The organism is Streptomyces sp. ISL-99 (assembly GCF_018614005.1).
GTDB lineage: Bacteria > Actinomycetota > Actinomycetes > Streptomycetales > Streptomycetaceae > Streptomyces > Streptomyces flavidovirens.
Map to the genome: position 1 here is coordinate 58,540 of NZ_JAGGPC010000015.1, position 21,518 is coordinate 80,057.

At 69.9% G+C, this 21,518-nt stretch carries 20 protein-coding genes; 12 read left to right on the forward strand and 8 right to left on the reverse strand.

What is annotated here, in order from left to right; translation table 11 throughout:
- Positions 1 to 27 precede the first annotated feature (27 nt).
- On the forward strand, positions 28 to 237 hold the full coding sequence (locus tag J7E91_RS09620; RefSeq protein ID WP_214900877.1) for a hypothetical protein: 210 nt from the start codon (positions 28 to 30) through the stop codon (positions 235 to 237).
- A 191-nt stretch (positions 238 to 428) separates the two neighbouring features.
- Here the strand turns inward: J7E91_RS09620 and J7E91_RS09625 are convergent, their stop codons facing one another.
- The 3 genes from J7E91_RS09625 to J7E91_RS09635 form a co-directional block, all read right to left on the reverse strand.
- Entirely contained in the window at positions 429 to 1,517 is a 1,089-nt protein-coding gene (locus J7E91_RS09625; RefSeq protein ID WP_214900878.1) for a S1C family serine protease, read from the reverse strand.
- A 107-nt stretch (positions 1,518 to 1,624) separates the two neighbouring features.
- Positions 1,625 to 2,368: a bifunctional 2-polyprenyl-6-hydroxyphenol methylase/3-demethylubiquinol 3-O-methyltransferase UbiG gene (locus J7E91_RS09630; RefSeq protein WP_244282873.1), complete on the reverse strand. Its 744-nt coding sequence runs from the start codon at positions 2,366 to 2,368 to the stop codon at positions 1,625 to 1,627.
- Between the two features lie 71 nt (positions 2,369 to 2,439).
- Positions 2,440 to 3,039, reverse strand: a complete 600-nt coding sequence (locus tag J7E91_RS09635; protein ID WP_214900879.1) for a DUF3043 domain-containing protein — start codon at positions 3,037 to 3,039, stop codon at positions 2,440 to 2,442.
- Positions 3,040 to 3,289: 250 nt separating this feature from the next.
- Between J7E91_RS09635 and J7E91_RS09640 the strand changes: the two genes are divergently transcribed.
- From J7E91_RS09640 to J7E91_RS09660, 5 genes are all read left to right on the forward strand, one after another.
- A complete protein-coding gene (locus tag J7E91_RS09640) occupies positions 3,290 to 4,069 on the forward strand; it encodes a PspA/IM30 family protein (protein ID WP_214900880.1) in 780 nt (259 codons plus the stop codon).
- Positions 4,070 to 4,111: 42 nt separating this feature from the next.
- On the forward strand, positions 4,112 to 4,417 hold the full coding sequence (locus J7E91_RS09645) for a hypothetical protein (protein ID WP_214900881.1): 306 nt from the start codon (positions 4,112 to 4,114) through the stop codon (positions 4,415 to 4,417).
- A gap of 123 nt (positions 4,418 to 4,540) precedes the next feature.
- Positions 4,541 to 5,800: a sensor histidine kinase gene (locus J7E91_RS09650; RefSeq protein WP_214900882.1), complete on the forward strand. Its 1,260-nt coding sequence runs from the start codon at positions 4,541 to 4,543 to the stop codon at positions 5,798 to 5,800.
- Positions 5,797 to 6,498, forward strand: a complete 702-nt coding sequence (locus J7E91_RS09655; protein ID WP_214900883.1) for a response regulator transcription factor — start codon at positions 5,797 to 5,799, stop codon at positions 6,496 to 6,498. Before J7E91_RS09650 ends, J7E91_RS09655 begins: the two co-directional genes overlap by 4 nt.
- A gap of 145 nt (positions 6,499 to 6,643) precedes the next feature.
- Positions 6,644 to 9,796, forward strand: coding sequence for an efflux RND transporter permease subunit (locus tag J7E91_RS09660; RefSeq protein WP_214900885.1), 3,153 nt, complete (start codon positions 6,644 to 6,646; stop codon positions 9,794 to 9,796).
- A gap of 76 nt (positions 9,797 to 9,872) precedes the next feature.
- Here the strand turns inward: J7E91_RS09660 and J7E91_RS09665 are convergent, their stop codons facing one another.
- Complete coding sequence (locus J7E91_RS09665; RefSeq protein WP_251015425.1) at positions 9,873 to 10,265, reverse strand: YciI family protein; 393 nt, start codon at positions 10,263 to 10,265, stop codon at positions 9,873 to 9,875.
- 197 nt (positions 10,266 to 10,462) lie between these two features.
- The gene (gene nadA, locus J7E91_RS09670; protein WP_214900887.1) at positions 10,463 to 11,662 is read right to left on the reverse strand and encodes a quinolinate synthase NadA; all 1,200 of its coding nucleotides are present in this window, start codon (positions 11,660 to 11,662) and stop codon (positions 10,463 to 10,465) included.
- Positions 11,663 to 11,905: 243 nt separating this feature from the next.
- On the opposite strand from nadA, the gene J7E91_RS09675 reads away from it, so the two are divergent.
- The gene (locus tag J7E91_RS09675; protein ID WP_028811387.1) at positions 11,906 to 12,262 is read left to right on the forward strand and encodes an iron-sulfur cluster assembly accessory protein; all 357 of its coding nucleotides are present in this window, start codon (positions 11,906 to 11,908) and stop codon (positions 12,260 to 12,262) included.
- Between the two features lie 78 nt (positions 12,263 to 12,340).
- Here J7E91_RS09675 and J7E91_RS09680 read toward each other — a convergent pair whose 3' ends face one another.
- Positions 12,341 to 13,795, reverse strand: coding sequence for a hypothetical protein (locus J7E91_RS09680; RefSeq protein ID WP_214900889.1), 1,455 nt, complete (start codon positions 13,793 to 13,795; stop codon positions 12,341 to 12,343).
- 132 nt (positions 13,796 to 13,927) lie between these two features.
- Positions 13,928 to 14,137: a hypothetical protein gene (locus tag J7E91_RS09685; RefSeq protein ID WP_214900891.1), complete on the reverse strand. Its 210-nt coding sequence runs from the start codon at positions 14,135 to 14,137 to the stop codon at positions 13,928 to 13,930.
- A 179-nt stretch (positions 14,138 to 14,316) separates the two neighbouring features.
- Here J7E91_RS09685 and J7E91_RS09690 point away from each other — a divergent pair, with 179 nt between their 5' ends.
- Positions 14,317 to 15,291, forward strand: a complete 975-nt coding sequence (locus J7E91_RS09690) for a carbohydrate kinase family protein (RefSeq protein WP_214900892.1) — start codon at positions 14,317 to 14,319, stop codon at positions 15,289 to 15,291.
- Positions 15,292 to 15,349: 58 nt separating this feature from the next.
- Here J7E91_RS09690 and J7E91_RS09695 read toward each other — a convergent pair whose 3' ends face one another.
- Positions 15,350 to 16,735 carry a cysteine desulfurase/sulfurtransferase TusA family protein gene (locus J7E91_RS09695; protein WP_214900893.1) on the reverse strand — a complete coding sequence of 462 codons (1,386 nt, stop codon included), beginning with the start codon at positions 16,733 to 16,735 and terminating at the stop codon, positions 15,350 to 15,352.
- Between the two features lie 306 nt (positions 16,736 to 17,041).
- On the opposite strand from J7E91_RS09695, the gene coxB reads away from it, so the two are divergent.
- The 4 genes from coxB (at position 17,042) to J7E91_RS09715 (ending at position 21,513) form a co-directional block, all read left to right on the forward strand.
- On the forward strand, positions 17,042 to 18,010 hold the full coding sequence (gene coxB, locus J7E91_RS09700) for a cytochrome c oxidase subunit II (RefSeq protein ID WP_214900894.1): 969 nt from the start codon (positions 17,042 to 17,044) through the stop codon (positions 18,008 to 18,010).
- The gene (ctaD, locus tag J7E91_RS09705; protein WP_214900895.1) at positions 18,007 to 19,746 is read left to right on the forward strand and encodes a cytochrome c oxidase subunit I; all 1,740 of its coding nucleotides are present in this window, start codon (positions 18,007 to 18,009) and stop codon (positions 19,744 to 19,746) included. The genes coxB and ctaD overlap by 4 nt, the downstream gene beginning before the upstream one ends.
- Positions 19,743 to 20,141, forward strand: coding sequence for a cytochrome c oxidase subunit 4 (locus J7E91_RS09710; RefSeq protein WP_214900896.1), 399 nt, complete (start codon positions 19,743 to 19,745; stop codon positions 20,139 to 20,141). The genes ctaD and J7E91_RS09710 overlap by 4 nt, the downstream gene beginning before the upstream one ends.
- A gap of 112 nt (positions 20,142 to 20,253) precedes the next feature.
- A complete protein-coding gene (locus J7E91_RS09715; RefSeq protein ID WP_214900897.1) occupies positions 20,254 to 21,513 on the forward strand; it encodes an Ig-like domain-containing protein in 1,260 nt (419 codons plus the stop codon).
- Positions 21,514 to 21,518: the final 5 nt, after the last annotated feature.

Here is a 21,518-nt window from a genome sequence, read left to right on the forward strand (position 1 = left end):
AGCACGGGTGGGACCCGGGAGGCGAACATGGCGTGGACGTGGCGGTTCGAGAAGGCCGACGGTACGGAGGTCCCGCCGGCGGTGGTGCCGGAGGAGTTCACCACGCAGGGCGACGCGGAGTCGTGGATCGGCGAGGTCTGGAAGGACTTGGTCGAGGGCGGCGCCGACCAGGCGGTGCTCTTCGACGACGGCACGAAGATCTACGGCCCGATGAGCCTGCACGCAGAAGAGGTCTGACGGCCTGAACGGCCTGACGGCCTGAACACCCAAGCACGTACCCTCGGCCGCCGGACGGAAGCCAAAGCGAGCCCGTCCGGCGGCCCGGGCCCGGGGCAGCCCGCCCGGCGCCCCGCCCCGCGGCCCGGGCCCGGGGCAGCCCGCCCGGCGCCCCGCCCAGCTCCGGATCAGCCCGCCCCGCCGCCCCGCCCCTAGATCTCGCCCAGCGTGACCTCCGTCGAGCGGGTCTCGTTGCCGCGTTGGTAGGTCACCCGCACTCTGTCGCCCGGCTTGTGTGAGGCCAGTGCCTCCGCCAGCGACGTGATCGTGGTGATCTCGGCGTCGTCGAGCGCGGTGATGATGTCCCCGGCCCGCAGCCCCGCCCGCGCCGCCGCGCCGTCCGGCTCGGCCGAGACGACGGCGACCCCCGACGGTTCGAAGTCGTCGCCCACGACCGTACGGCCCGTGATGTCCAGCGCCGCCCGCCCCGAGTCGGTGACCCTGCCGTCCCTGATGATCTGGTCGGCGATCGTCTTCACCGTCGAGGACGGGATCGCGAACCCGATCCCGGGCGCCGCGCCGCCGCCCATTTCCGGGTCGGTGGCCGCCAGCGTCGGGATGCCGATGACCTCGCTGTCGAGGTTGACCAGCGCCCCGCCGCTGTTGCCCGGATTGATCGCGGCCGAGGTCTGCACCATGTTCGCGATGGTCACGCCCGTACCGCCGCCCGAGCGCCCCGCGCTCACCGTCCTGCCGACCGCCGAGACGATGCCCTGCGTGACGCTGCTGGAAAGCCCCAGCGGGCTGCCCATCGCCAGGACGATCTGGCCCACCTCGACCCGTGAGGAGTCCGCGAACCTCGCGGGCCTCAGTCCGTCCTCGGGGACGCTGTCCAGTTTGATGACGGCGAGGTCCTGCTCTGGGTAGGCGGCGACGAGCCGCGCGCCGAGCGTGGCACCGCCCGTGGCCGACGTGACCTTGAAGTCCCGCTCGCGGCCCACCACATGCGCGTTGGTGATCACGTGGCCCTGGTCGTCGTAGACGACACCCGAGCCCAGGCTGTCGGACGCGTCGATCTGCACGACCGACGGCAGTACGTCCTTGATCACCTGCTGGTAGTCGCTCTCCAGGTCCTGCCGCGCCACGGGCGCCCCCGCCTCCGCGGTGGCCCTCGGCGACGCGGACCCCGCCCCGGAGCCGGAACACCCGCTCGGGCAGGCCAGTACGACCACACAGGCCGCGGCGGTCAGGGGCACCCGGAGCCGACGCGGCACACGGCCGTGGTTACCTGATCCATCCATGCCTGGAGTGTCCCTTTCGGGGGAATCCAGTGCCCGTGGAGAAGGTCCATCGGGGGGTGCATCGGGGGATGGCGTTCAGCAGCCGGACGGGGCGCGGTGGGCCGTGCTCAGCCCCGCGTGCCGCACAGATGCAGCAGCGCCGCAACCCGCCGGTAGGGATCGGTCCGCCCCGCGCGGTCCTCCAGGGCCAGAATCCGCTCCAGCTCCTCCGCGGGAAGCCGCGACGTCTCGTTGGCGGCGCCCTCGATGTTGTCGGTGAAGACCCGCACGCCGTACCACGCGCGCAGCGGAGCGGCGATCCCTGCGAGGGTCGACGTCAGGGCGTCGAGACGGTCGGCGCGCACCCGCAGGCCGAGCCGGCTGGTGTACGCGGCCGAGTCGAAGGCGGCGAGCGCCCCGGCCCAGTCCCCGGCGAGCCCGGGCCGCATGGCGAGCGCGTCGGCGTTGCGCACCAGGAGGGACAGCAGGCCGCCGGGGGCCAGCATGCGGGCCAGGCCCGCCACCATCGCGTCGGGCTCCTCGACGTACATCAGCACCCCGTGGCACAGCACCACGTCGAAGCTGCCGGGCAGGAAGTGCACCCCGGTCTCCAGGCCGTCGCCCTCGACCAGGCGCACCCGCTCGCGGATGCCCTCGGGCTCCCCGGCGAGCGCCTCGCGCGCCGCGACCAGCATGTCGGGGTCGGACTCCAGGCCGGTCACCTTGTGACCGGCCCGCGCCAGGCGCAGGGCCTGCGTGCCCTGGCCCATGCCCACGTCGAGTACGGCGAGCCGCCGGCCCACCGGGAAGCGGGCCGATATCTGCTCGTCGAGCTGGCGGGCGACCAGTTCCTGGCGGACGGTGTCACGCAAGGTGCCGACGCCCTTCAGCCAGTCGGCCGCCGCGCCCTCGAACCGGGCGATCCCCGTGATGTCGTCCGCGCTCAGGGTCGTTCCCCGCGCTTGACCTGGGGCTTCGGCAGACGCAGGCGGCGCATCTGGAGCGTACGCATCAGACCGTAGGCAACGGCGCCGCGCTTCGGCTCGTTCGGGAAGCGCTCGTTCAGCTGCTTCTTGAGCCGGATGACCAGGCCGATCGAGTCGACGACGATCATCACGATCACACCGAGCCACAGCAGCAGCGCGATGTTCTGGATGTTGCTCATGCGGATCATGCTCAGGACAAGAATCACCACCGCGAGCGGCAGGAAGAACTCGGCCACGCAGAAGCGGGAGTCGACGAAGTCGCGCACGAAGCGGCGGACAGGGCCCTTGTCGCGGGCCGGCAGGTAGCGCTCGTCTCCGCTCGCCAGTGCCTCCCGCTGCCTTGCCAGGTCCGCACGGCGGGCTTCGCGCTGACGCTTCATCGCCTCCTTGCGGTTCGACGGAGCCGCCGCCCCGTTGCGGCGCTGCGACTGGGCGACAGCGCGCTTCGGGGTGGGGCGGCCCTTCGGGGCCTGCGGGTCACGGGACGCTTTGGAGAGGTCCACCTGCACCTTGTCGGTGGGGGCCTTCTCTTCCTTGGAGGAACGGCTACGGAACACAAAGCCCAAGGGTACGGGGTACGGCGCATGGACCCCAGTCCGGAGGGGAACGATCCCGCAACGGTCGGTTTCTCCGGCCTTCACCTACTCCCTGGGCCGGAGCCCCGCGGACGGCAGTCGTCCTGGAGGAGGAGCGCATCAGCCCGCGAACAGTGCGGTAATGGATGCAGGGCCCGTAGTGTGGGTTCAAGTGCTGGAGCTGGTTCCGTAGTCCGTCAGAAGGGGGCGCGCGAAGCCCATGAGCGGTGTCATGAAGCGTATGGGGATGATCTTCCGCGCGAAGGCAAACAAGGCCCTTGACCGGGCCGAGGATCCGCGCGAGACCCTCGATTACTCGTACCAGAAACAGCTTGAGCTGCTTCAGAAGGTACGCCGCGGTGTCGCCGACGTGGCGACGTCGCGCAAGCGCCTCGAACTGCAGCTGAACCAGCTGCAGGGCCAGTCCTCCAAGCTGGAGGACCAGGGGCGCAAGGCGCTCGCGCTCGGCCGGGAGGACCTCGCCCGCGAGGCGCTGTCCCGCCGTGCCGCGTTGCAGCAGCAGGTCACCGACCTGGAGACGCAGCACCAGACGCTCCAGGGTGAGGAGGAGAAGCTGACGCTCGCCGCGCAGCGCCTCCAGGCCAAGGTCGACGCCTTCCGTACGAAGAAGGAGACCATCAAGGCCACCTATACGGCCGCGCAGGCGCAGACCCGGATCGGCGAGGCCTTCTCGGGCATCTCCGAGGAGATGGGCGACGTCGGCCTGGCGGTCCAGCGGGCCGAGGACAAGACCGCGCAGCTGCAGGCGCGGGCGGGTGCGATCGACGAGCTGCTGGCCTCCGGCGCCCTGGACGACCAGTCCGGGATGGCGAAGGACGACATCGCCGCCGAGCTGGACCGCATCTCCGGTGGTACAGATGTAGAGCTGGAGCTGCAGCGCATGAAGGCCGAGCTGGCGGGCGGCACGTCGGCCCAGCAGCAGGCGCTCGAAGGCGGTTCGCAGGACGGCACGCAGGCGCCGCAGGGTCAGCACAAGTTCGACAAGCAGTAGTCGGCAGACAGCAGGCCGCCGCACTCCGCGAAGGAGCACGTCGTGATCGTACGGATCATGGGGGAGGGCCAGGTGAAGGTGGCCGACAGCCACTTCACCGAGCTCAACAAGCTCGACGACGAACTGCTCGCCGAATTGGAGAGCGGAGACGAGCCGGGCTTCCGGCGCACGCTCGGTGCGCTCCTCGAAGCGGTACGCCGCCTCGGGGAGCCGCTGGCCGACGAGTCCCTCGAACCCTCCGAGCTGATCCTCCCGGCCGAGGACGCGACGCTCGACGAGGTCCGCGAGATGCTCTCCGACGACGGCCTGATCCCGGCCGACCCCAGCGCCATCAGCCCTCCGGACTGACGTTCGGCAACTTTCAGCCCGTCCGGCGTTTGAGGACCGGGGCACCGGGGCGGAGCCCCGTGCCCCGCGCAGCGGCCCGCACCCGCGCCCCCGACCGACCCGAACGCCGTACCGTTGCGTGACATGACTGCCCTCGGTACGGGATTCACCCGCTCCCGGTGCTGGCTCCACGCACACCCGCTCGCCCTGGACGCCGCAATCGCATCCGCCGTCCTGGTGACGATGGTGACCGGCTCCTTCGCCGACCCGCACGGCGGCCCCAACGGCCCGACCTTCGGCACCCGGACGCCGGGTGTGCTCAGCCTCGTCCTGATGATGCTCGCCTCCGGCGCCCTGGTCTTCCGCCGCCGCAGGCCCATGGCCGTACTCGCCTTCACCGGCCTGGTGACGCTCGTCGAGCTCGTCGCCGGCGACCCGCCGAGCCCCGTCGCCATGAGCGCCGTCATCGCGCTCTACACGGTCGCGTCCCGCACCGACCGCCCCACCACCTGGCGCGTCGGGCTGCTGACGATGACCGGTCTGACCGCCGCCGCGATGTGCTTCGGCAGCGGCCCCTGGTACTCCCAGGAGAACCTCGGGATCTTCGCCTGGACCGGCATCGGGGCGACCGCCGGCGACGCCGTTCGCAGCCGCCGGGCCTTCGTCGACGCCATCCGCGAACGCGCCGAACGCGCCGAGCGCACCCGCGAGGAAGAGGCCCGCCGCCGGGTCGCGGAGGAGCGGCTGCGCATCGCCCGCGACCTCCACGACGTCGTCGCCCACCACATCGCGCTGGTCAACGTCCAGGCGGGCGTCGCGGCCCACGTCATGGACAAGCGCCCCGACCAGGCCAAGGAAGCCCTCGCGCATGTACGGGAGGCCAGCCGCTCCGCGCTGAACGAACTGCGGGCCACCGTCGGCCTGCTCCGCCAGTCCGGCGACCCCGAGGCCCCGACCGAACCCGCCCCCGGCCTCGCCGTGCTCGACCAGCTCCTGGACACCTTCCGGCACGCGGGCCTCCCGGTGGAGGTGGCCAGGCCGGACAAGGGACTGAGCGCGCCGCTGCCCGCCGCCGTCGACCTCGCGGCGTACCGGATCATCCAGGAGGCCCTGACCAACGTGCAGAAGCACGCGGGCCCGCACGCCAGGGCCGAGGTCAGCGTGGTCCGCGTCGGCTCGTCCGCCGAGGTCACCGTGATCGACAACGGCGGAGGGACGACGGCGAGCGCGGCGGACGGCCGCGAAGCCGGTGGCGGCGGCCACGGCCTCACCGGCATGCGGGAGCGCGTCACCGCCCTCGGCGGAACGCTGACCACGGGGCCCCGCTACGGCGGCGGTTTCCGCGTACATGCGATCCTGCCGTTCACGGCGCGTACGGGGGAGCGAACGGTGGAGAACGCATGACGACGGCCACGACCCGCATCAGGGTCCTGCTCGCCGACGACCAGGCCCTGCTGCGCAGCGCGTTCCGGGTCCTCGTCGACTCCGAGCCGGACATGGAGGTCGTCGGCGAGGCGGCGGACGGCGCCGAGGCCGTCGAGCTCGCCCGCGCGCTGCGCGCCGACGTCGTCCTGATGGACATCCGCATGCCGGGTACGGACGGCCTCGCCGCCACCCGCATGATCAGCGAGGACCCGGAACTGTCCGCCGTACGCGTCGTGATGCTGACGACGTTCGAGGTGGACGAGTACGTCGTCCAGTCGCTGCGCGCCGGGGCCTCCGGCTTCCTCGGCAAGGGCGCGGAGCCGGACGAACTGCTCAACGCCATCCGCATCGCCGCGGCCGGCGAGGCGCTGCTCTCGCCCGTGGCGACCAAGGGACTGATCGCCAAGTTCCTGGCGCAGGGCGGTACTTCGGAGGACGAGGAGGCCGCGGCGGCCCGTACCGAGCGGCTTTCGGCGCTGACCGTGCGCGAGCGCGAGGTCCTCGTCCAGGTCGCGGGCGGCCACTCCAACGACGAGATCGCCGAGCAGCTCGTCGTCAGCCCGCTCACCGTCAAGACCCATGTGAACAGGGCGATGGCGAAGCTCGGCGCCCGCGACCGCGCGCAATTGGTGGTAATCGCGTATGAATCCGGCCTTGTGCGGCCGAGGGTGGAGTGAGGGTGTAGGGGCGCCTACTCCAGCTGCGGTATGCGCCGCGTAAGAAAGGGACTTGGGAGCGAGAGTTCGCCCTCTTCGCATGGCTGATCGTATAAGCGGGCCACCGTGCCCGCCTGCCTCGCACGCCACGGAAGAGAGACCACCCATGTCCTGGCTGTCCAGATTCAGCCTCGCTCAGCGGGCGCTGATCGGTCTGATGTCGATCATCGCGATCGTCTTCGGCGCCATCGCGATACCGCAGCTCAAGCAGCAACTGCTGCCGACCATCGAGTTCCCGATGGTGTCCGTGCTGGCGCCCTACCAGGGCGCGTCCCCCGACGTGGTCGAGAAGCAGGTCGTCGAACCGCTCGAAAGCACCATCAAGGCAGTCGACGGCATCACCGGCGTCACCTCCACGGCGAGCGAGGGCAACGCCGTGATCATGGCCCAGTTCGACTACGGCAACGACACGAAACAGCTCGTCGCCGATGTCCAGCAGGCCGTGAACCGCTCCCGCGCCCAGCTCCCCGACGACGTCGACCCGCAGGTCGTGGCCGGCTCGACCGACGACATACCCACCGTCCTGCTCGCCGTCACCTCGGGCCAGGACCAGCAGGCGCTCGCCGACCGGCTGGAGAACTCCGTCGTCCCCGTCCTGGAGGACATCGACGGCGTCGGCCAGGTCACCATCGACGGTGTGCGCGACCTCCAGATCGCCGTCACCCCCGACGACAAGAAGCTCGCGGCGGCCGGCCTGAACGCCGCCGCGCTCGGCCAGGCCCTCCAGGCGGGCGGCGCCACCGTCCCGGCCGGTTCCTTCGCCGAGGACGGCAAGAGCCGCACGGTCCAGGTCGGCGGCGGCTACACGTCGCTGAAGCAGATCGAGGACCTGCGCGTCACCGCCACGCCCACCGGCCAGGGCAAGCCGCCGAAACCGGTACGCCTCGGTGATGTCGCCACCGTCAAGGAACAGCCCGCCACCGCGGTCTCCATCACCCGCACCAACGGCAAGCCCAGCCTGTCCCTGGCCATCACCATGGACCAGGACGGCAGCGCCGTCGCCATCTCCGACGCGGTCAAGGACAAGCTCCCCGAGCTGCGCGACAGCCTCGGCTCCGGCAGCGAGATCGCGGTCGTCTTCGACCAGGGCCCGGCCGTCTCCAAGTCGATCTCCGGGCTGACCACCGAGGGCGCCCTCGGCCTGGTCTTCGCCGTCCTCGTCATCCTGGTCTTCCTCGCGTCGGTCCGCTCGACGCTCGTCACCGCCATCTCCATCCCGCTGTCCGTCGTCCTGGCGCTGATCGTGCTGTGGACCCGCGACCTGTCGCTGAACGTCCTCACGCTCGGCGCGCTCACCATCGCGATCGGCCGCGTCGTCGACGACTCGATCGTGGTCCTGGAGAACATCAAGCGTCACCTGGCGTACGGCGAGGAGCGCCACTCGGCGATCGTCACCGCGGTCAAGGAGGTGGCCGGAGCGGTCACCGCCTCGACCCTGACGACCGTCGCCGTCTTCCTGCCGATCGGCCTCGTCGGCGGCATGGTGGGCCAGCTGTTCGGCTCGTTCTCCCTCACCGTCACCGCCGCCCTGCTCGCCTCGCTGCTGGTGTCCCTCACCGTGGTGCCGGTGTTCTCGTACTGGTTCCTGCGCGCGCCCAAGGGCTCCGAGGGCGTCGACCCGTCCGAGCTGCGCCGCAAGGCGGAGGAGAAGGAGGCACGCAGCCCGCTCCAGCGGATGTACGTCCCGGTCCTGCGCTTCGCGACCCGCCGCCGCCTCATGAGCCTGGCCATCGCGGTCGTCGTCCTCATCGGTACGTTCGCCATGGCGCCGCTGCTGAAGACCAACTTCCTGGACGAGGGCGAGCAGGACACCCTGTCCGTCACCCAGGAGCTGAAGCCGGGCACCAGCCTGGAGGCCGCGAACCAGGCCGCCCTGAAGGTCGAGAAGGCGCTCGACTCCATCGACACGATCAAGGACTACCAGGTCACCGTCGGCTCCTCGGGCTTCGCTGCCGCGTTCGGCGGCGGTACGGGCGCCAACCAGGCGACGTACCAGCTGACCCTCAAGGACGCCTCCGAGTCCGAGGCCACCCAGGACCGGATCGACGAGGAGCTGGGCAAGCTCGACGGCATCGGCGACACCACCATCGGCGCGGGCGGCGGCTTCGGCAGCCAGGACCTGAGCGTGGTGGTCAAGGCCGGTGACGGCGACGTGCTGAAGAAGGCCTCCGAGCAGGTACGGGACGCGGTCGCCAAGCTGGACGACGTCACCGACGTACAGAGCGACCTGGCCCAGAGCGTGCCGCGGATCTCCGTCACGGCCAACGACAAGGCGGCGGCCGCGGGCTTCAACCAGCAGACCCTCGGCGCTTCCGTCACCCAGGCGGTGCGCGGCACCACCTCGGGCAAGGCGATCCTCGACGACACCGAGCGCGACGTGGTCGTGAAGTCGGCCAGGCCGGCGACCACGATGGACGAGCTGAAGAAGCTGAACCTCGGGCAGGTGAAGCTCGGGGACATCGCCGAGGTGAAGCTGGTCGCGGGTCCCGTCTCCAAGACCCGGATCGACGGCGCCCGCGCCGCGACGATCACGGCCAAGCCGTCCGCCGACAACACGGGCGCGGTGACCGCCGCGCTCCAGACGAAGATCACCGAGCTGAAGAAGGAGCTGCCGGCCGGCGCGAGCGTCGAGATCGGCGGCGTCTCCTCCGACCAGAACGAGGCGTTCGCCCAGCTCGGCCTCGCCATGCTGGCGGCCATCGCGATCGTCTTCATGCTGCTTGTGGCGACGTTCCGCTCGCTCGTCCAGCCGCTGATCCTGCTGGTCTCCATCCCGTTCGCGGCGACCGGCGCGATCGGCCTGCTGCTCCTCACCGGTACGCCCATGGGTGTCCCGGCGATGATCGGCATGCTGATGCTCATCGGCATCGTCGTCACCAACGCCATCGTGCTGATCGACCTGATCAACCAGTACCGGGCCCAGGGCCTGGGCGTCGTCGAGGCGGTCCTGGAGGGCGGTCGTCACCGTCTGCGGCCGATCCTGATGACGGCACTCGCGACGATCTTCGCGCTGCTGCCGATGGCGCTGGGCATCACCGGCGAGGGCGGCTTCATCTCGAAGCCGCTGGCGATCGTGGTGATCGGCGGTCTGATCACGTCGACGCTGCTGACGCTGCTCCTGGTGCCGACGCTGTACGCGATGGTGGAGCTCCGCAAGGAGCGCCGCGCCAAGAAGAAGGCGGCCAGGCGTGCGGCGAAGGCGGGCGTCCCGGACCGGTCCGGCTCCGCGTCGGACGAGCCGGAGCCGGTGAAGGTCTGACCGGCGTACGACACCTGATTCCGCACGGCAGCGAGCCCCGGCCCCCTCGTGAGGGGAGCCGGGGCTCGCCCCGTTCTCAGGCTTCGGGTACCTCGGGCGGCCCCTCGGGGATGGCGTGCACCTCGACCGGATCGTTTCCGGGCTTGCCTCCGGGACCCGGACACGCCGACGCCCGCGCGGCGATCTCCAGGGCACGGTCCTCGTCCTTGACGTCGACCACCCAGTAGCCGGCCAGGATGCGGCCCGGCGTCTGGGGTCCGTCGGTCACCTTCGCCCGGCCGTCGTCGGTCGCCCGTACCGTCTTGACCATGGCGGGTCCGCCGAGACCACGGGCCTCCACCAGCTCGCCCCGCACGCCCAGTTCCTGGTTGAGCGCGTCCATGTGCGCGAACATCGCCAGCATGTCTTCCTTGGAGAACGACGACATCATGCCGTCCCACTCATCGGCGGGCACGTTCATCTGGATCATGTACTGCATGTTCCTCACCCTTCCGGGGTGCTGATGGCCTTGTGCAGTGGTAGACGTCCGGGCGCCGCAGAACTCATCGCCTCATCGCCTCCCACGCTTGCAGGTAAGCCACAGCCCCGCACCCGGTAACGCGGGTAAGGGGCACCCCGCATTGCGGGGTGCCCCTTACCTGGACGTACGAGAAGCGGGAGACGCGCCTACGGCAGCGCCAGCATCCGCTCCAGCGCGAGCTTCGCGAACTGCTCGGTCTCCCGCTCGACCTCGATGCGGTTGACCAGGTTGCCCTCGGCCAGCGACTCCAGCGCCCACACCAGGTGGGGCAGGTCGATGCGGTTCATGGTCGAGCAGAAGCAGACCGTCTTGTCGAGGAAGACGACCTCCTTGTCCTGCGCCGCGAACCGGTTGGCGAGCCGCTGCACCAGGTTCAGCTCGGTGCCGATGGCCCACTTGGAACCGGCCGGGGCCGCCTCCAGCGTGTTGATGATGTACTCCGTCGAGCCGACGTAGTCCGCGGCCGCCACGACCTCGTGCTTGCACTCGGGGTGCACGAGGACGTTGACGCCCGGGATGCGCTCACGCACGTCGTTGACGGAATCGACCGAGAAGCGCCCGTGCACCGAGCAGTGTCCGCGCCAGAGGATCATCTTCGCGTTGCGCAGCTCCTCGACGGTCAGGCCGCCGTTCGGCTTGTGCGGGTTGTACAGGACGCAGTCGTCCAGCGACATGCCCATGTCCCGCACGGCGGTGTTGCGCCCGAGGTGCTGGTCGGGCAGAAAAAGGACCTTGTTCTGCCGTGGCCCCCCCTGCTCGAAGGCCCAGTCCAGCGCCCGCTTGGCGTTCGACGACGTACAGATCGTCCCGCCGTGCTTGCCGGTGAACGCCTTGATGTCGGCGGAGGAGTTCATGTACGAGACGGGCACGACCTGCTCGGCGATCCCGGCCTCGGTCAGCACGTCCCAGCACTCGGCGACCTGCTCGGCGGTGGCCATGTCGGCCATCGAGCAGCCCGCCGCCAGGTCGGGAAGCACCACCTTCTGGTCGTCGGACGTCAGAATGTCCGCGGACTCGGCCATGAAGTGCACGCCACAGAAGACGATGTACTCGGCCTCCGGCTTGGCGGCCGCGTCCTTGGCCAGCTTGAACGAGTCCCCGGTGACGTCGGCGAACTGGATGACCTCGTCACGCTGGTAGTGGTGACCGAGGATGAAGACCTTGTCCCCGAGCTTTTCCTTGGCGGCGCGGGCGCGCTCCACCAGGTCCGGGTCGGAGGGCGAGGGCAGGTCGCCGGGGCAGTCCACACCCCGCTCGCTCTTGGCGTCGGCCTCGCGGCCGAGCAGCAGCAGAGCGAGCGGCGACGGCTGGACGTCCAGTGGCTGGGCGGTGGTCACGACACGCACCCTTTCTTGTCTGCGAACACGCTTTTCGTCGATTTGACGTTATCTATCATAACCGGTTCATGTCACTTTGACGATGCCGATGTCGTCGATGTGACGAATTGGCGCCGCCACCAGCCCCGTGCCCGTACCGAACGGTGTGTGCGAGCATGAATGGGAAGACAAGCGCTCAGGCCCGGAATGAATCCGCGGCCGCGCCGGTTGCAAACGTCGGCAAGCAGTCCGTACAACCCGGGAGAGATGTAGATGTCCGTTCAGGACGACAAGACCACCGTGAGCGACGGCATTCTCCTGTCCGACGCCGCCGCGGCCAAGGTCAAGGCCCTGCTGGACCAGGAAGGCCGGGAGGACCTGGCGCTGCGCGTCGCCGTCCAGCCCGGCGGCTGCTCCGGCCTGCGGTACCAGCTCTTCTTCGACGAGCGCTCGCTCGACGGCGACGTCGTCAAGGACTTCGACGGCGTCAAGGTCGTCACCGACCGCATGAGCGCCCCGTACCTGGGCGGTGCCTCCATCGACTTCGTCGACACCATCGAGAAGCAGGGCTTCACGATCGACAACCCCAACGCAACGGGCTCCTGCGCCTGCGGCGACTCGTTCAGCTAAGCCTGAAGCGCGTACGAGAGAAGGCGGCGGCCCCGGAGCGGGGCAGCCGCCTTCTCTCGTTCTCCCGTGCTCCTCGGCCTACGTGTGCGGCACGGTCTCGCCGCTCCGCGCGTCGACGACCTTCCGGCCGTCCAGCGGCTTGTCGAGCGTCACCGTCTCCTTCAGCTCCTTGGCGATCATGATGCAGGCCCGGTCGGGGTCCGGGTTGGTCTCGGTGATCCTCACCTTCACCGTCCCGTTCTCCTCGCTCGCCTTCGCGGCGTACTCGCTGCACACGCCGCCCCAGAAGTGCAGGGTGAGCTTGCGCCCGTCGGCGCTGTACGACTCGATCTGCCGCGGCTCCGCCGGGGGCTCGCCGCTCTCGGGCGGAGCCGACGAGGCAGGGGGCTTGGCCAGGTAGTCGGGATCGACCGCCGGGTGCGTGATCGTGAACGGATGCGCGCCGCCGCCCGGCTTCACCTCGAAGAGCCACGAAGGTACGAGCGCCTGCCGCCCGTCGACGTACTGCGCGGCCAGACCGAAGACGGCCCCGCCCACGGTCACGGGCTCCGGCGCGGCCGGCGGCTGCCCGCCGTTCGTCTCACAGGGTGATTCGGCCCTGCCGGCGTCATCCCCCTTGTCGCCGTGCGGCACGGGGGTGGCGCAGCCGCCGATGCCGGTCTTGCCGGCGCCCTGCCCCGCCTTGTTCAGCTGCTTCAGCGCGTCCTCCGCGCTGATCACCGGATACTCGGCGCCCTTCGTCAGGCCCTTCAACTGCCCGCTGCCGCCGACCGGTTCCCCGTCGGAGCCGATCTGGATGCCGGTCGCCCAGCCGTACGTCGGCAGCCCGCCGACCTCCGGATCGGCGTTCACCACCCGTACCGCGCCCATCAGCTGGCGGGCGTCCAGCTTCGCGTCGTCCATGCCCAGCGCCTTCAGCACGGGCGCCGCGGCCTCCTTCGCGGCCTTCTCGCTCACCGCGGAGCCTTCACCACCCGGCCGGTGGGTGGGGTCGGCGCACTTCTCACCCTTGGCGCAGTCGTCGCTGCCACCGGGACCGTACTTCGCGAACGTCCAGGTGCCCGGCGCCTGCTTGTTGACCTGGAGCAGGGGCCCCGAGCCGTCCTTGGTGCCGCCGGCCTTCCAGGCCGTGCCCTCGGCGCGCGGCTTGCCCGGTACGCCGAGCGCCTCGGCCAGCCGCGCCACCTCGGCCTCGGTGACCGTGCCCGAGGCCCGGTACACGTGGGCCGAGCGGGGTCCCTGGGGCAGCTTGCCCTCCGCGCGGTAGATCACCCCGCCGTGCGGGTCCGGCTCGCCGGGCGCGATCCCCGGCGTGTCCCCGTTCGTATGGCCGTCGAGGTTCAGCGGCGGCGGAGTGCCGTCGCCCGCCGCCGCGCCGCTCCCCGTACCGCTGCCGCCGCCCGAGGCGGTCGACGCCCAGTACGCGGCGCCGCCCCCGGCCAGCAGCACCGCTGCGGCCACTGAGGCGGCGACCAGCGGGGAACGCCGCCTGTGGACGCTGACCGCGTCCTCTTCCGGTCGCTCGGTGCTCACCGCATCGCTCCTTCGGCTGCTCTGCCGTCCTGTGCCGTATGTCGTATCCCCTTTACGGGGGACACCGGTGGGACGGAGCGGGGGAGCGCGCGGTTCCCCCCGAGCTTCCCCCGAATGCCTCAGGAGCCGGTCTCAGCCCCCGTATTCGGACATCCCGCCCACCAGCCGCGCCGAGGCGGGCGGCACGGTGATGCCGTGGATGAGCGAGGCCGGCACGGGAGCGGGCGCGGCCTCGGTGGGCACCGCCCAGTGCGGGACCATCCGGGCGCAGTCCCCGCGCAGCTCCTCCAGGCCGCCGTCCTGCTCGGCACGGGCGGGCGACGTAACGCTGTGCTTCTGCATGCGAGCTGCTCCCGTAGCTCTGGGGGCCGCCACACCGCGGACCCTGATGCTGGCACCGTAGGCAGCCCGGACCTCCGGAAAAAAGCCCTACTATCGGGTAGTTTTGTCGCTTAGTGCGAGAGGGCTACGACGGGTAGCGTGGACTGTCCTCACTCACCGCCCGCAGGAGCGTCCTCGCCGTGCGTATCGCAGTCACCGGCTCCATCGCCACCGACCACCTCATGACCTTCCCCGGCCGCTTCGCCGACCAGCTGGTCGCGGACCAGCTGCACACGGTCTCCCTCTCCTTCCTGGTCGACAACCTCGACGTACGCCGGGGCGGTGTCGGCGCCAACATCTGCTTCGGCATGGGCCAGCTCGGCACGGCCCCGATCCTGGTCGGCGCCGCCGGCTCGGACTTCGACGAGTACCGCGCCTGGCTCGACCGGCACGGAGTGGACACCGGCTCGGTGCGCATCTCCGAGGTCCTGCACACCGCCCGCTTCGTGTGCACCACGGACGCCGACCACAACCAGATCGGCTCCTTCTACACGGGCGCGATGAGCGAGGCCCGTCAGATCGAACTCCAGGCGGTCGCCGAGCGGGTCGGCGGCCTCGACCTGGTGTTGATCGGCGCGGACGACCCCGAGGCGATGCTGCGCCACACGGAGGAGTGCAAGACCCGCTCCATCCCGTTCGCCGCGGACTTCTCGCAGCAGATCGCCCGGATGACGGGGGAGGACATCCGCACACTGCTCGAAGGTGCGACGTACCTCTTCTCCAACGAGTACGAGAAGGGGCTCATCGAGTCCAAGACCGGCTGGACCGACGAGGAGATCCTCGGCAAGGTCGGGCACCGCGTCACGACGCTCGGCTCGCGCGGTGTGCGCATCGAGCGGGTCGGCGAGGAGCCGGTGGTCGTCGGCTGCCCGGAGGAGGACGGCAAGGTCGACCCGACCGGCGTCGGCGACGCGTTCCGTGCCGGGTTCCTGTCCGGGCTCGCCTGGGGCGTCGGCCTTGAGCGCGCCGCGCAGGTCGGGTGCATGCTGGCGACGCTGGTGATCGAGACGCTGGGCACCCAGGAGTACACGCTGCGCCGCGCCCATTTCATGGACCGCTTCACGAAGGCGTACGGCCACGAGGCAGCGGAAGAGGTCCGCGCGCACCTGGCGTGACCGGTGGGGGCGGGTGCGGTGCGGTGCGCAGCGGCACCGCACCGCACCCGCCGCCGTGTCAGCTCAGCCGCCGCACCACGTACGCCACGCCCCGCTCCGCCGGGCGTTCGCCCACGTACTCCTGCCCCCGCATCCCGCACCACGCCGGAATGTCCAGCCGCGCGGCCTCGTCGTCCGACAGCACCGTCACCGTCCCGCCGACCGGCACATCGCCGATCACCTTGGCCAGCTCGATCACCGGGATCGGACACCGCTTGCCCAGCGAGTCCACGACGAGCGACGGCGCGTCGGACGGCCCGGCGGGGGAAGACGCGGCCGGCGCGCCCAGCCGCTCCCGCACCGCCGCCACGGTCCCCGGCAGCACCTCCAGGAAGCGGTCCACGTCCTGCGCCGCCGTCCCCGGCGGGAGCGAGACCCGGACGTTGCCCTCCGTCAGCACTCCCATCGCCCGCAGCACATGGCTGGGCGTGAGCGTGCTGCTCGTGCAGGACGAACCGGACGATACGGAGAAACCTGCCCGGTCCAGCTCGTGCAGCAGCGTCTCCCCGTCGACGTACAGGCACGAGAAGGTGACCACGTGCGGCAGCCGCCGCACCGGATCGCCGACCACCTCCACATCCGGTACGGCCCCGGCCACCCCGGACCTGATCCGGTCCACCAGCGCCCGCAGCCGCACCGCCTCGCCCGCCGCCTCCGCCCGTACGGCCCGCAGTGAGGCGGCCGCCGCCACGATCGCGGGCAGGTTCTCGAAACCGGCCGCCCGCCCGGACTCCCGCTCGTCGGCGGGCCCTTGGGCGGCGAACCGCACGCCCTTGCGGACCACCAGCAGCCCGACCCCTGCCGGTCCGCCCCATTTGTGCGCACTCGCGGTGAGCAGCGACCAGTCCCCTTCCACCGGTCCCCACCCCAGCGACTGCGCCGCGTCCACCAGCAGCGGCACACCCACCGCCCGGCACTCCTGTGCGATTTCGGCCACCGGCTGCTCGGTGCCGACCTCGTGGTTGGCGGACTGCAGGCAGGCCAGGGCGGTGTCCTCGCGCAGTGCCCGCGCGTACGCTCCGGGGTCCACCCGGCCCGCCCGGTCCACCGCGACCTGCGTCGTCGTACCGCCCGCGGCCTCGTGCTCGGTGGCCGAGTGGAGCACCGAGGAGTGCTCGACGGCGGAGACGACCAGATGGCGGCCGACGCGCCGACGCGCGGCGAGCGCGCCGGAGATACCGGTGTGGACCGCGCGGGTGCCGGAAGAGGTGAATACCAGCTCGTCGGGGCGGCAGCCCACGGCCTCTGAGGCCGCCTCCCGCGCCGCGTCGAGCAGCAGTCTGGCGCGCCGCCCCTCGCGGTAGAGGCGGGACGGGTCGGCCCACCCCTCGTCGAGCGAGGCGAGCAGGGCCTGCCGGGCGACGGGGTGCAGCGGGGCGGAGGACGCGGCGTCGAAGTAGGGCACACCGCCACGCTAATCCCCGCCCCCGCCCGCCCGCGCCCCGCCACCAGGGAGGGGGCGACGGCAGCCGGGCGGACGCCGGGCCGGATGGCCGGTCAGATGGTGCGCGGAGGCCGGGATTCCACTGGGAAGCCACCCCTTCGGGGAGGGGTGCGGCGCGTTGGGCACCCTCCCCGCGCGACCTCAAATAGCGTCCAGTAGGGTTTGGTCCGCATAAACATCCAAACCCCTGCCCGCGTCAGGGCCGGCGACCGACCAGCGAGACGGCCGCAACCAACCGCGCGGGCGAGACTCTCGGGAAGGCGCTACGTGAGTCCCAACGGCTCCGACCGCTCGTCGCGGCGCCCGATGCGGCGGAAGCTGCTCCAGGTGCTGACCGCGGGCGTGGTCCTGGCGACCGCCTCTGGTTGCTCGTACACATGGGAAGACTTCCCCCGCCTCGGGATGCCTACCCCGGTCACCGAAGAGGCTCCCAGGATTCTCTCCCTCTGGCAGGGCTCGTGGGCGGCAGCGCTCATCACGGGCGTCCTGGTGTGGGGTCTGATCCTGTGGAGCGTCATCTTCCACCGGCGTAGCCGCACCAAGGTCGAAGTACCTCCGCAGACCCGGTACAACATGCCCATCGAGGCGCTGTACACCGTGGTTCCGCTCATCATCGTCTCGGTCCTCTTCTACTTCACCGCGCGCGACGAGTCGAAGCTCCTCGCGCTCGAGGACAAGCCGGCCCACACCATCAACGTGGTCGGCTTCCAGTGGAGCTGGGGATTCAACTATGTGGAGAACGTGGACGGCGACGCCGCCACGGGCGTGAAGCTCCCCAAGGAGCTCGACGCCATCCCGGACAGCTACACCAAGCAGTTCCCCGCGGGCGCCGAAGGCGTCTACGCGGTCGGCACCCCGGGCGAGCGGAACCCGCAGAACGGCAACCCGGGTCCGACCCTGTGGCTGCCGAAGGGCGAGAAGGTCCGCTTCATCCTGACTTCGCGCGACGTCATCCACTCCTTCTGGGTGGTGCCGTTCCTGATGAAGCAGGACGTCATCCCGGGCCACACCAACGCCTTCGAGGTGACCCCCACGCGTGAGGGCACCTTCATGGGCAAGTGTGCCGAGCTCTGCGGTGTCGACCACTCCCGGATGCTCTTCAACGTGAAGGTCGTCTCCCCGGAGCGGTACCAGCAGCACCTCAAGGAGCTGGCGGAGAAGGGCCAGACCGGCTACATCCCGTCCGGTATCGAGCAGACCGACCCGGCCAGGAATGCGGAGACGAACAAACTGTGAGCATCCTCAACGAACCCAAGGGTGCCGCGGCGGCAGACGGCTCGTACTACGAGAACCAACTGCCGGTACGGCGCAAGCAGCCGGGAAATGTCGTCATCAAGTGGCTGACCACCACTGACCACAAGACGATCGGCTCGCTCTACCTGATCACGTCCTTCGTGTTCTTCTGCGTCGGCGGCCTGATGGCGCTCTTCATGCGCGCCGAACTCGCCCGTCCCGGCACGCAGATCATGTCGAACGAGCAGTTCAACCAGGCGTTCACGATGCACGGCACGATCATGCTGCTGATGTTCGCGACGCCGTTGTTCGCCGGATTCGCCAACTGGATCATGCCGCTGCAGATCGGCGCGCCCGACGTGGCGTTCCCGCGGCTGAACATGTTCGCGTACTGGCTGTACCTCTTCGGCTCGATCATCGCGGTGGCCGGCTTCCTCACCCCCCAGGGTGCGGCGGACTTCGGCTGGTTCGCCTACGCCCCGCTGTCGGACGCCGTCCGCTCACCGGGTGTCGGCGCCGACATGTGGATCATGGGTCTGGCCTTCTCCGGCTTCGGCACGATCCTCGGCTCGGTCAACTTCATCACCACGATCATCTGCATGCGCGCACCCGGCATGACGATGTTCCGCATGCCGATCTTCACCTGGAACGTGCTGCTGACCGGTGTTCTGGTCCTGCTCGCCTTCCCGGTGCTCGCGGCGGCTCTCTTCGCGCTGGAGGCGGACCGTAAATTCGGTGCGCACGTCTTCGACGCGGCCAACGGCGGATCGCTGCTGTGGCAGCACCTCTTCTGGTTCTTCGGACACCCGGAGGTGTACATCATCGCGCTGCCGTTCTTCGGAATCATTTCCGAGGTGATCCCGGTCTTCAGCCGCAAGCCGATGTTCGGTTACATCGGTCTTATCGGCGCGACGATCGCGATCGCCGGCCTTTCGGTCACGGTGTGGGCGCACCACATGTACGTCACGGGCGGCGTGCTGTTGCCGTTCTTCTCGTTCATGACCTTCCTGATCGCGGTACCGACCGGTGTGAAGTTCTTCAACTGGATCGGCACCATGTGGAAGGGTTCACTGTCCTTCGAGACCCCGATGCTCTGGGCCGTCGGCTTCCTGATCACCTTCACCTTCGGTGGTCTGACCGGCGTCATCCTGGCCTCGCCCCCGATGGACTTCCACGTCTCCGACTCGTACTTCGTCGTCGCGCACTTCCACTACGTCATCTTCGGCACCGTGGTCTTCGCGATGTTCTCCGGATTCCACTTCTGGTGGCCGAAGTTCACCGGCAAGATGCTGGACGAGCGCCTGGGCAAGATCACCTTCTGGACGCTGTTCGTGGGCTTCCACGGCACGTTCCTGGTGCAGCACTGGCTCGGTGCCGAGGGCATGCCGCGTCGTTACGCGGACTACCTCGCCGCCGACGGTTTCACCCTGCTGAACACGATCTCCACGATCGCCTCGTTCCTGCTGGGCCTGTCGATGCTCCCGTTCTTCTACAACGTCTGGAAGACCGCGAAGTACGGCAAGAAGATCGAGGTCGACGACCCGTGGGGTTACGGCCGTTCGCTGGAGTGGGCGACTTCCTGCCCGCCCCCGCGGCACAACTTCCTCACCCTGCCGCGGATCCGTTCCGAATCCCCGGCGTTCGACCTGCACCACCCTGAGATCGCCGCTCTCGAACAGCTCGAGAACCACGGACAGAAGGACACCGCGCTGTTCGGCGGCAAGGAGGTCGGCAAGTGAAGATCCAGGGCAAGATGTTCATCTGGTTGAGCATCTTCATCCTCGCCATGGCGATCGTCTATGGCGTGTGGTCGAAGGAGCCGGCCGGAACCACGGCGCTCTTCCTGGCCTTCGGCCTGAGCATCATGATCGGCTACTACCTGGCCTTCACGGCCAAGCGTGTGGACGCCATGGCTCAGGACAACAAAGAGGCCGATGTGGCGGACGAGGCCGGCGATGTCGGCTTCTTCTCCCCGCACAGCTGGCAGCCGCTCGCGCTCGGCCTCGGTGGCGCCTTCGCCTTCCTGGGCGTCGCCATGGGCTGGTGGCTGGTGTTCTTCTCCGTTCCCCTGCTCCTGATCGGCCTCTTCGGCTGGGTCTTCGAGTACTACCGCGGCGAGAACCAGAACCAGTAGAAGCACCCGCGACACGCCCGAGGGGCCCGTTCACCTGCGCATCAGGTGGGCGGGCCCCTCGTTTGGCATCTCTCGGCGCGCCGTACACGCGAAATGTTCTTAATGTGTGATCATGACCCACTCTCCTCGACTCCGGACGGTCTTGAGCTGCTCCCTGCTGATCGCGTCCCTCGCGGCGGCCGGGACGGCGTGCGGCGGATCCGGTGACGGCCATCCGCTCTCGGCGGCGCCGTACGACGCGGCGGACCAGGTCTCCTTCAACGCGGACACGGGTACGGCGAAGGCGGACCCCGAGAAGCCGCTGGAGATCACCGCCAGGAACAAGGACGGCCGGATCACCGACGTGACGGCCTCCGACACCGCAGGGCGCTACCTTGCGGGCGAGCTCTCCGCCGACGGCTCACGCTGGCACAGCACCGCCCCGCTGGCGGCAGGAGCGCGCTACACCGTCAAGGTCAGCACCGAGGACGAGGACGGCGCGCCCGGTGCGCGCACCCTCACCTTCGAGACGTCCGTCCCCCCGAGGAAGCGCCTGAAGGTCACCTTCGGCCCCAAGGCGGGCAAGTACGGCGTCGGACAGCCCGTCACCGCCGAACTCAGCGTCCCCGTCAAGGGCGAGGCGGCCAGAGCCGTCGTCGAGCGGGCCCTGAAGGTGAGCTCCCAGCCCGCGGTGCAGGGGGCCTGGCACTGGGTGGACGACAAGAAGCTGCACTTCCGCCCGAAGGAGTACTGGCCCGCCAACGCCAGGATCACGGTGCGCAGCACCCTCGACGGCATCAAGGTGGCCGACCGGCTCTACGGCGGCCCCACGAAGCCGTTGCGGCTCACCACCGGGGACCGGCTGGAGGCCATCACGGACGCCGGCTCGCACCAGATGACGGTGCTGCGCAACGGCAAGGTGATCAACACCATTCCGGTGACCACGGGCAAACCGGGCTTCTCCACCCGCAACGGCGTCAAGGTCGTACTGGGCAAGGAGTACTTCGTACGGATGCGCGGTACGACCGTCGGTATCGCGGAGGGCTCGGCGGAGTCGTACGACCTGCCCGTCTACTACGCGACGCGGGTCACCTGGAGCGGCGAGTACGTCCATGCCGCGCCCTGGTCGGTCGGCTCGCAGGGCTCCGCCAACGTCAGCCACGGCTGCACCGGAATGAGCACGGCCAACGCCGAGTGGTTCTTCAAAACCGTCCGTGAGGGCGACATCGTCAAGGTCGTCAACAGCGACGGCGACACGATGGACCCGTTCGGCAACGGCTTCGGAGACTGGAACGTCCCCTGGGAGAAGTGGCGCAAGGGCAGCGCCCTGCTCACCGGCACCCGGGACGGCGGAGGCCCCGTCGACGCGGCCAGGCTGCGGCCGGAGGTCTGACGGGG

What these genes read in the sequence shown, in the direction of transcription:
- J7E91_RS09620 (WP_214900877.1), top strand. Translation starts at nt 28, where the DNA reads ATGGCGTGGACGTGGCGGTTCGAGAAGGCCGACGGTACGGAGGTCCCG.
- J7E91_RS09665 (WP_251015425.1), bottom strand. Translation starts at nt 10,265, where the DNA reads ATGATCCAGATGAACGTGCCCGCCGATGAGTGGGACGGCATGATGTCG.
- J7E91_RS09715 (WP_214900897.1), top strand. Translation starts at nt 20,254, where the DNA reads ATGACCCACTCTCCTCGACTCCGGACGGTCTTGAGCTGCTCCCTGCTG.
- J7E91_RS09685 (WP_214900891.1), bottom strand. Translation starts at nt 14,137, where the DNA reads ATGCAGAAGCACAGCGTTACGTCGCCCGCCCGTGCCGAGCAGGACGGC.
- J7E91_RS09675 (WP_028811387.1), top strand. Translation starts at nt 11,906, where the DNA reads ATGTCCGTTCAGGACGACAAGACCACCGTGAGCGACGGCATTCTCCTG.
- J7E91_RS09650 (WP_214900882.1), top strand. Translation starts at nt 4,541, where the DNA reads ATGACTGCCCTCGGTACGGGATTCACCCGCTCCCGGTGCTGGCTCCAC.
- J7E91_RS09625 (WP_214900878.1), bottom strand. Translation starts at nt 1,517, where the DNA reads ATGGATGGATCAGGTAACCACGGCCGTGTGCCGCGTCGGCTCCGGGTG.
- J7E91_RS09640 (WP_214900880.1), top strand. Translation starts at nt 3,290, where the DNA reads ATGAAGCGTATGGGGATGATCTTCCGCGCGAAGGCAAACAAGGCCCTT.
- J7E91_RS09660 (WP_214900885.1), top strand. Translation starts at nt 6,644, where the DNA reads ATGTCCTGGCTGTCCAGATTCAGCCTCGCTCAGCGGGCGCTGATCGGT.
- J7E91_RS09655 (WP_214900883.1), top strand. Translation starts at nt 5,797, where the DNA reads ATGACGACGGCCACGACCCGCATCAGGGTCCTGCTCGCCGACGACCAG.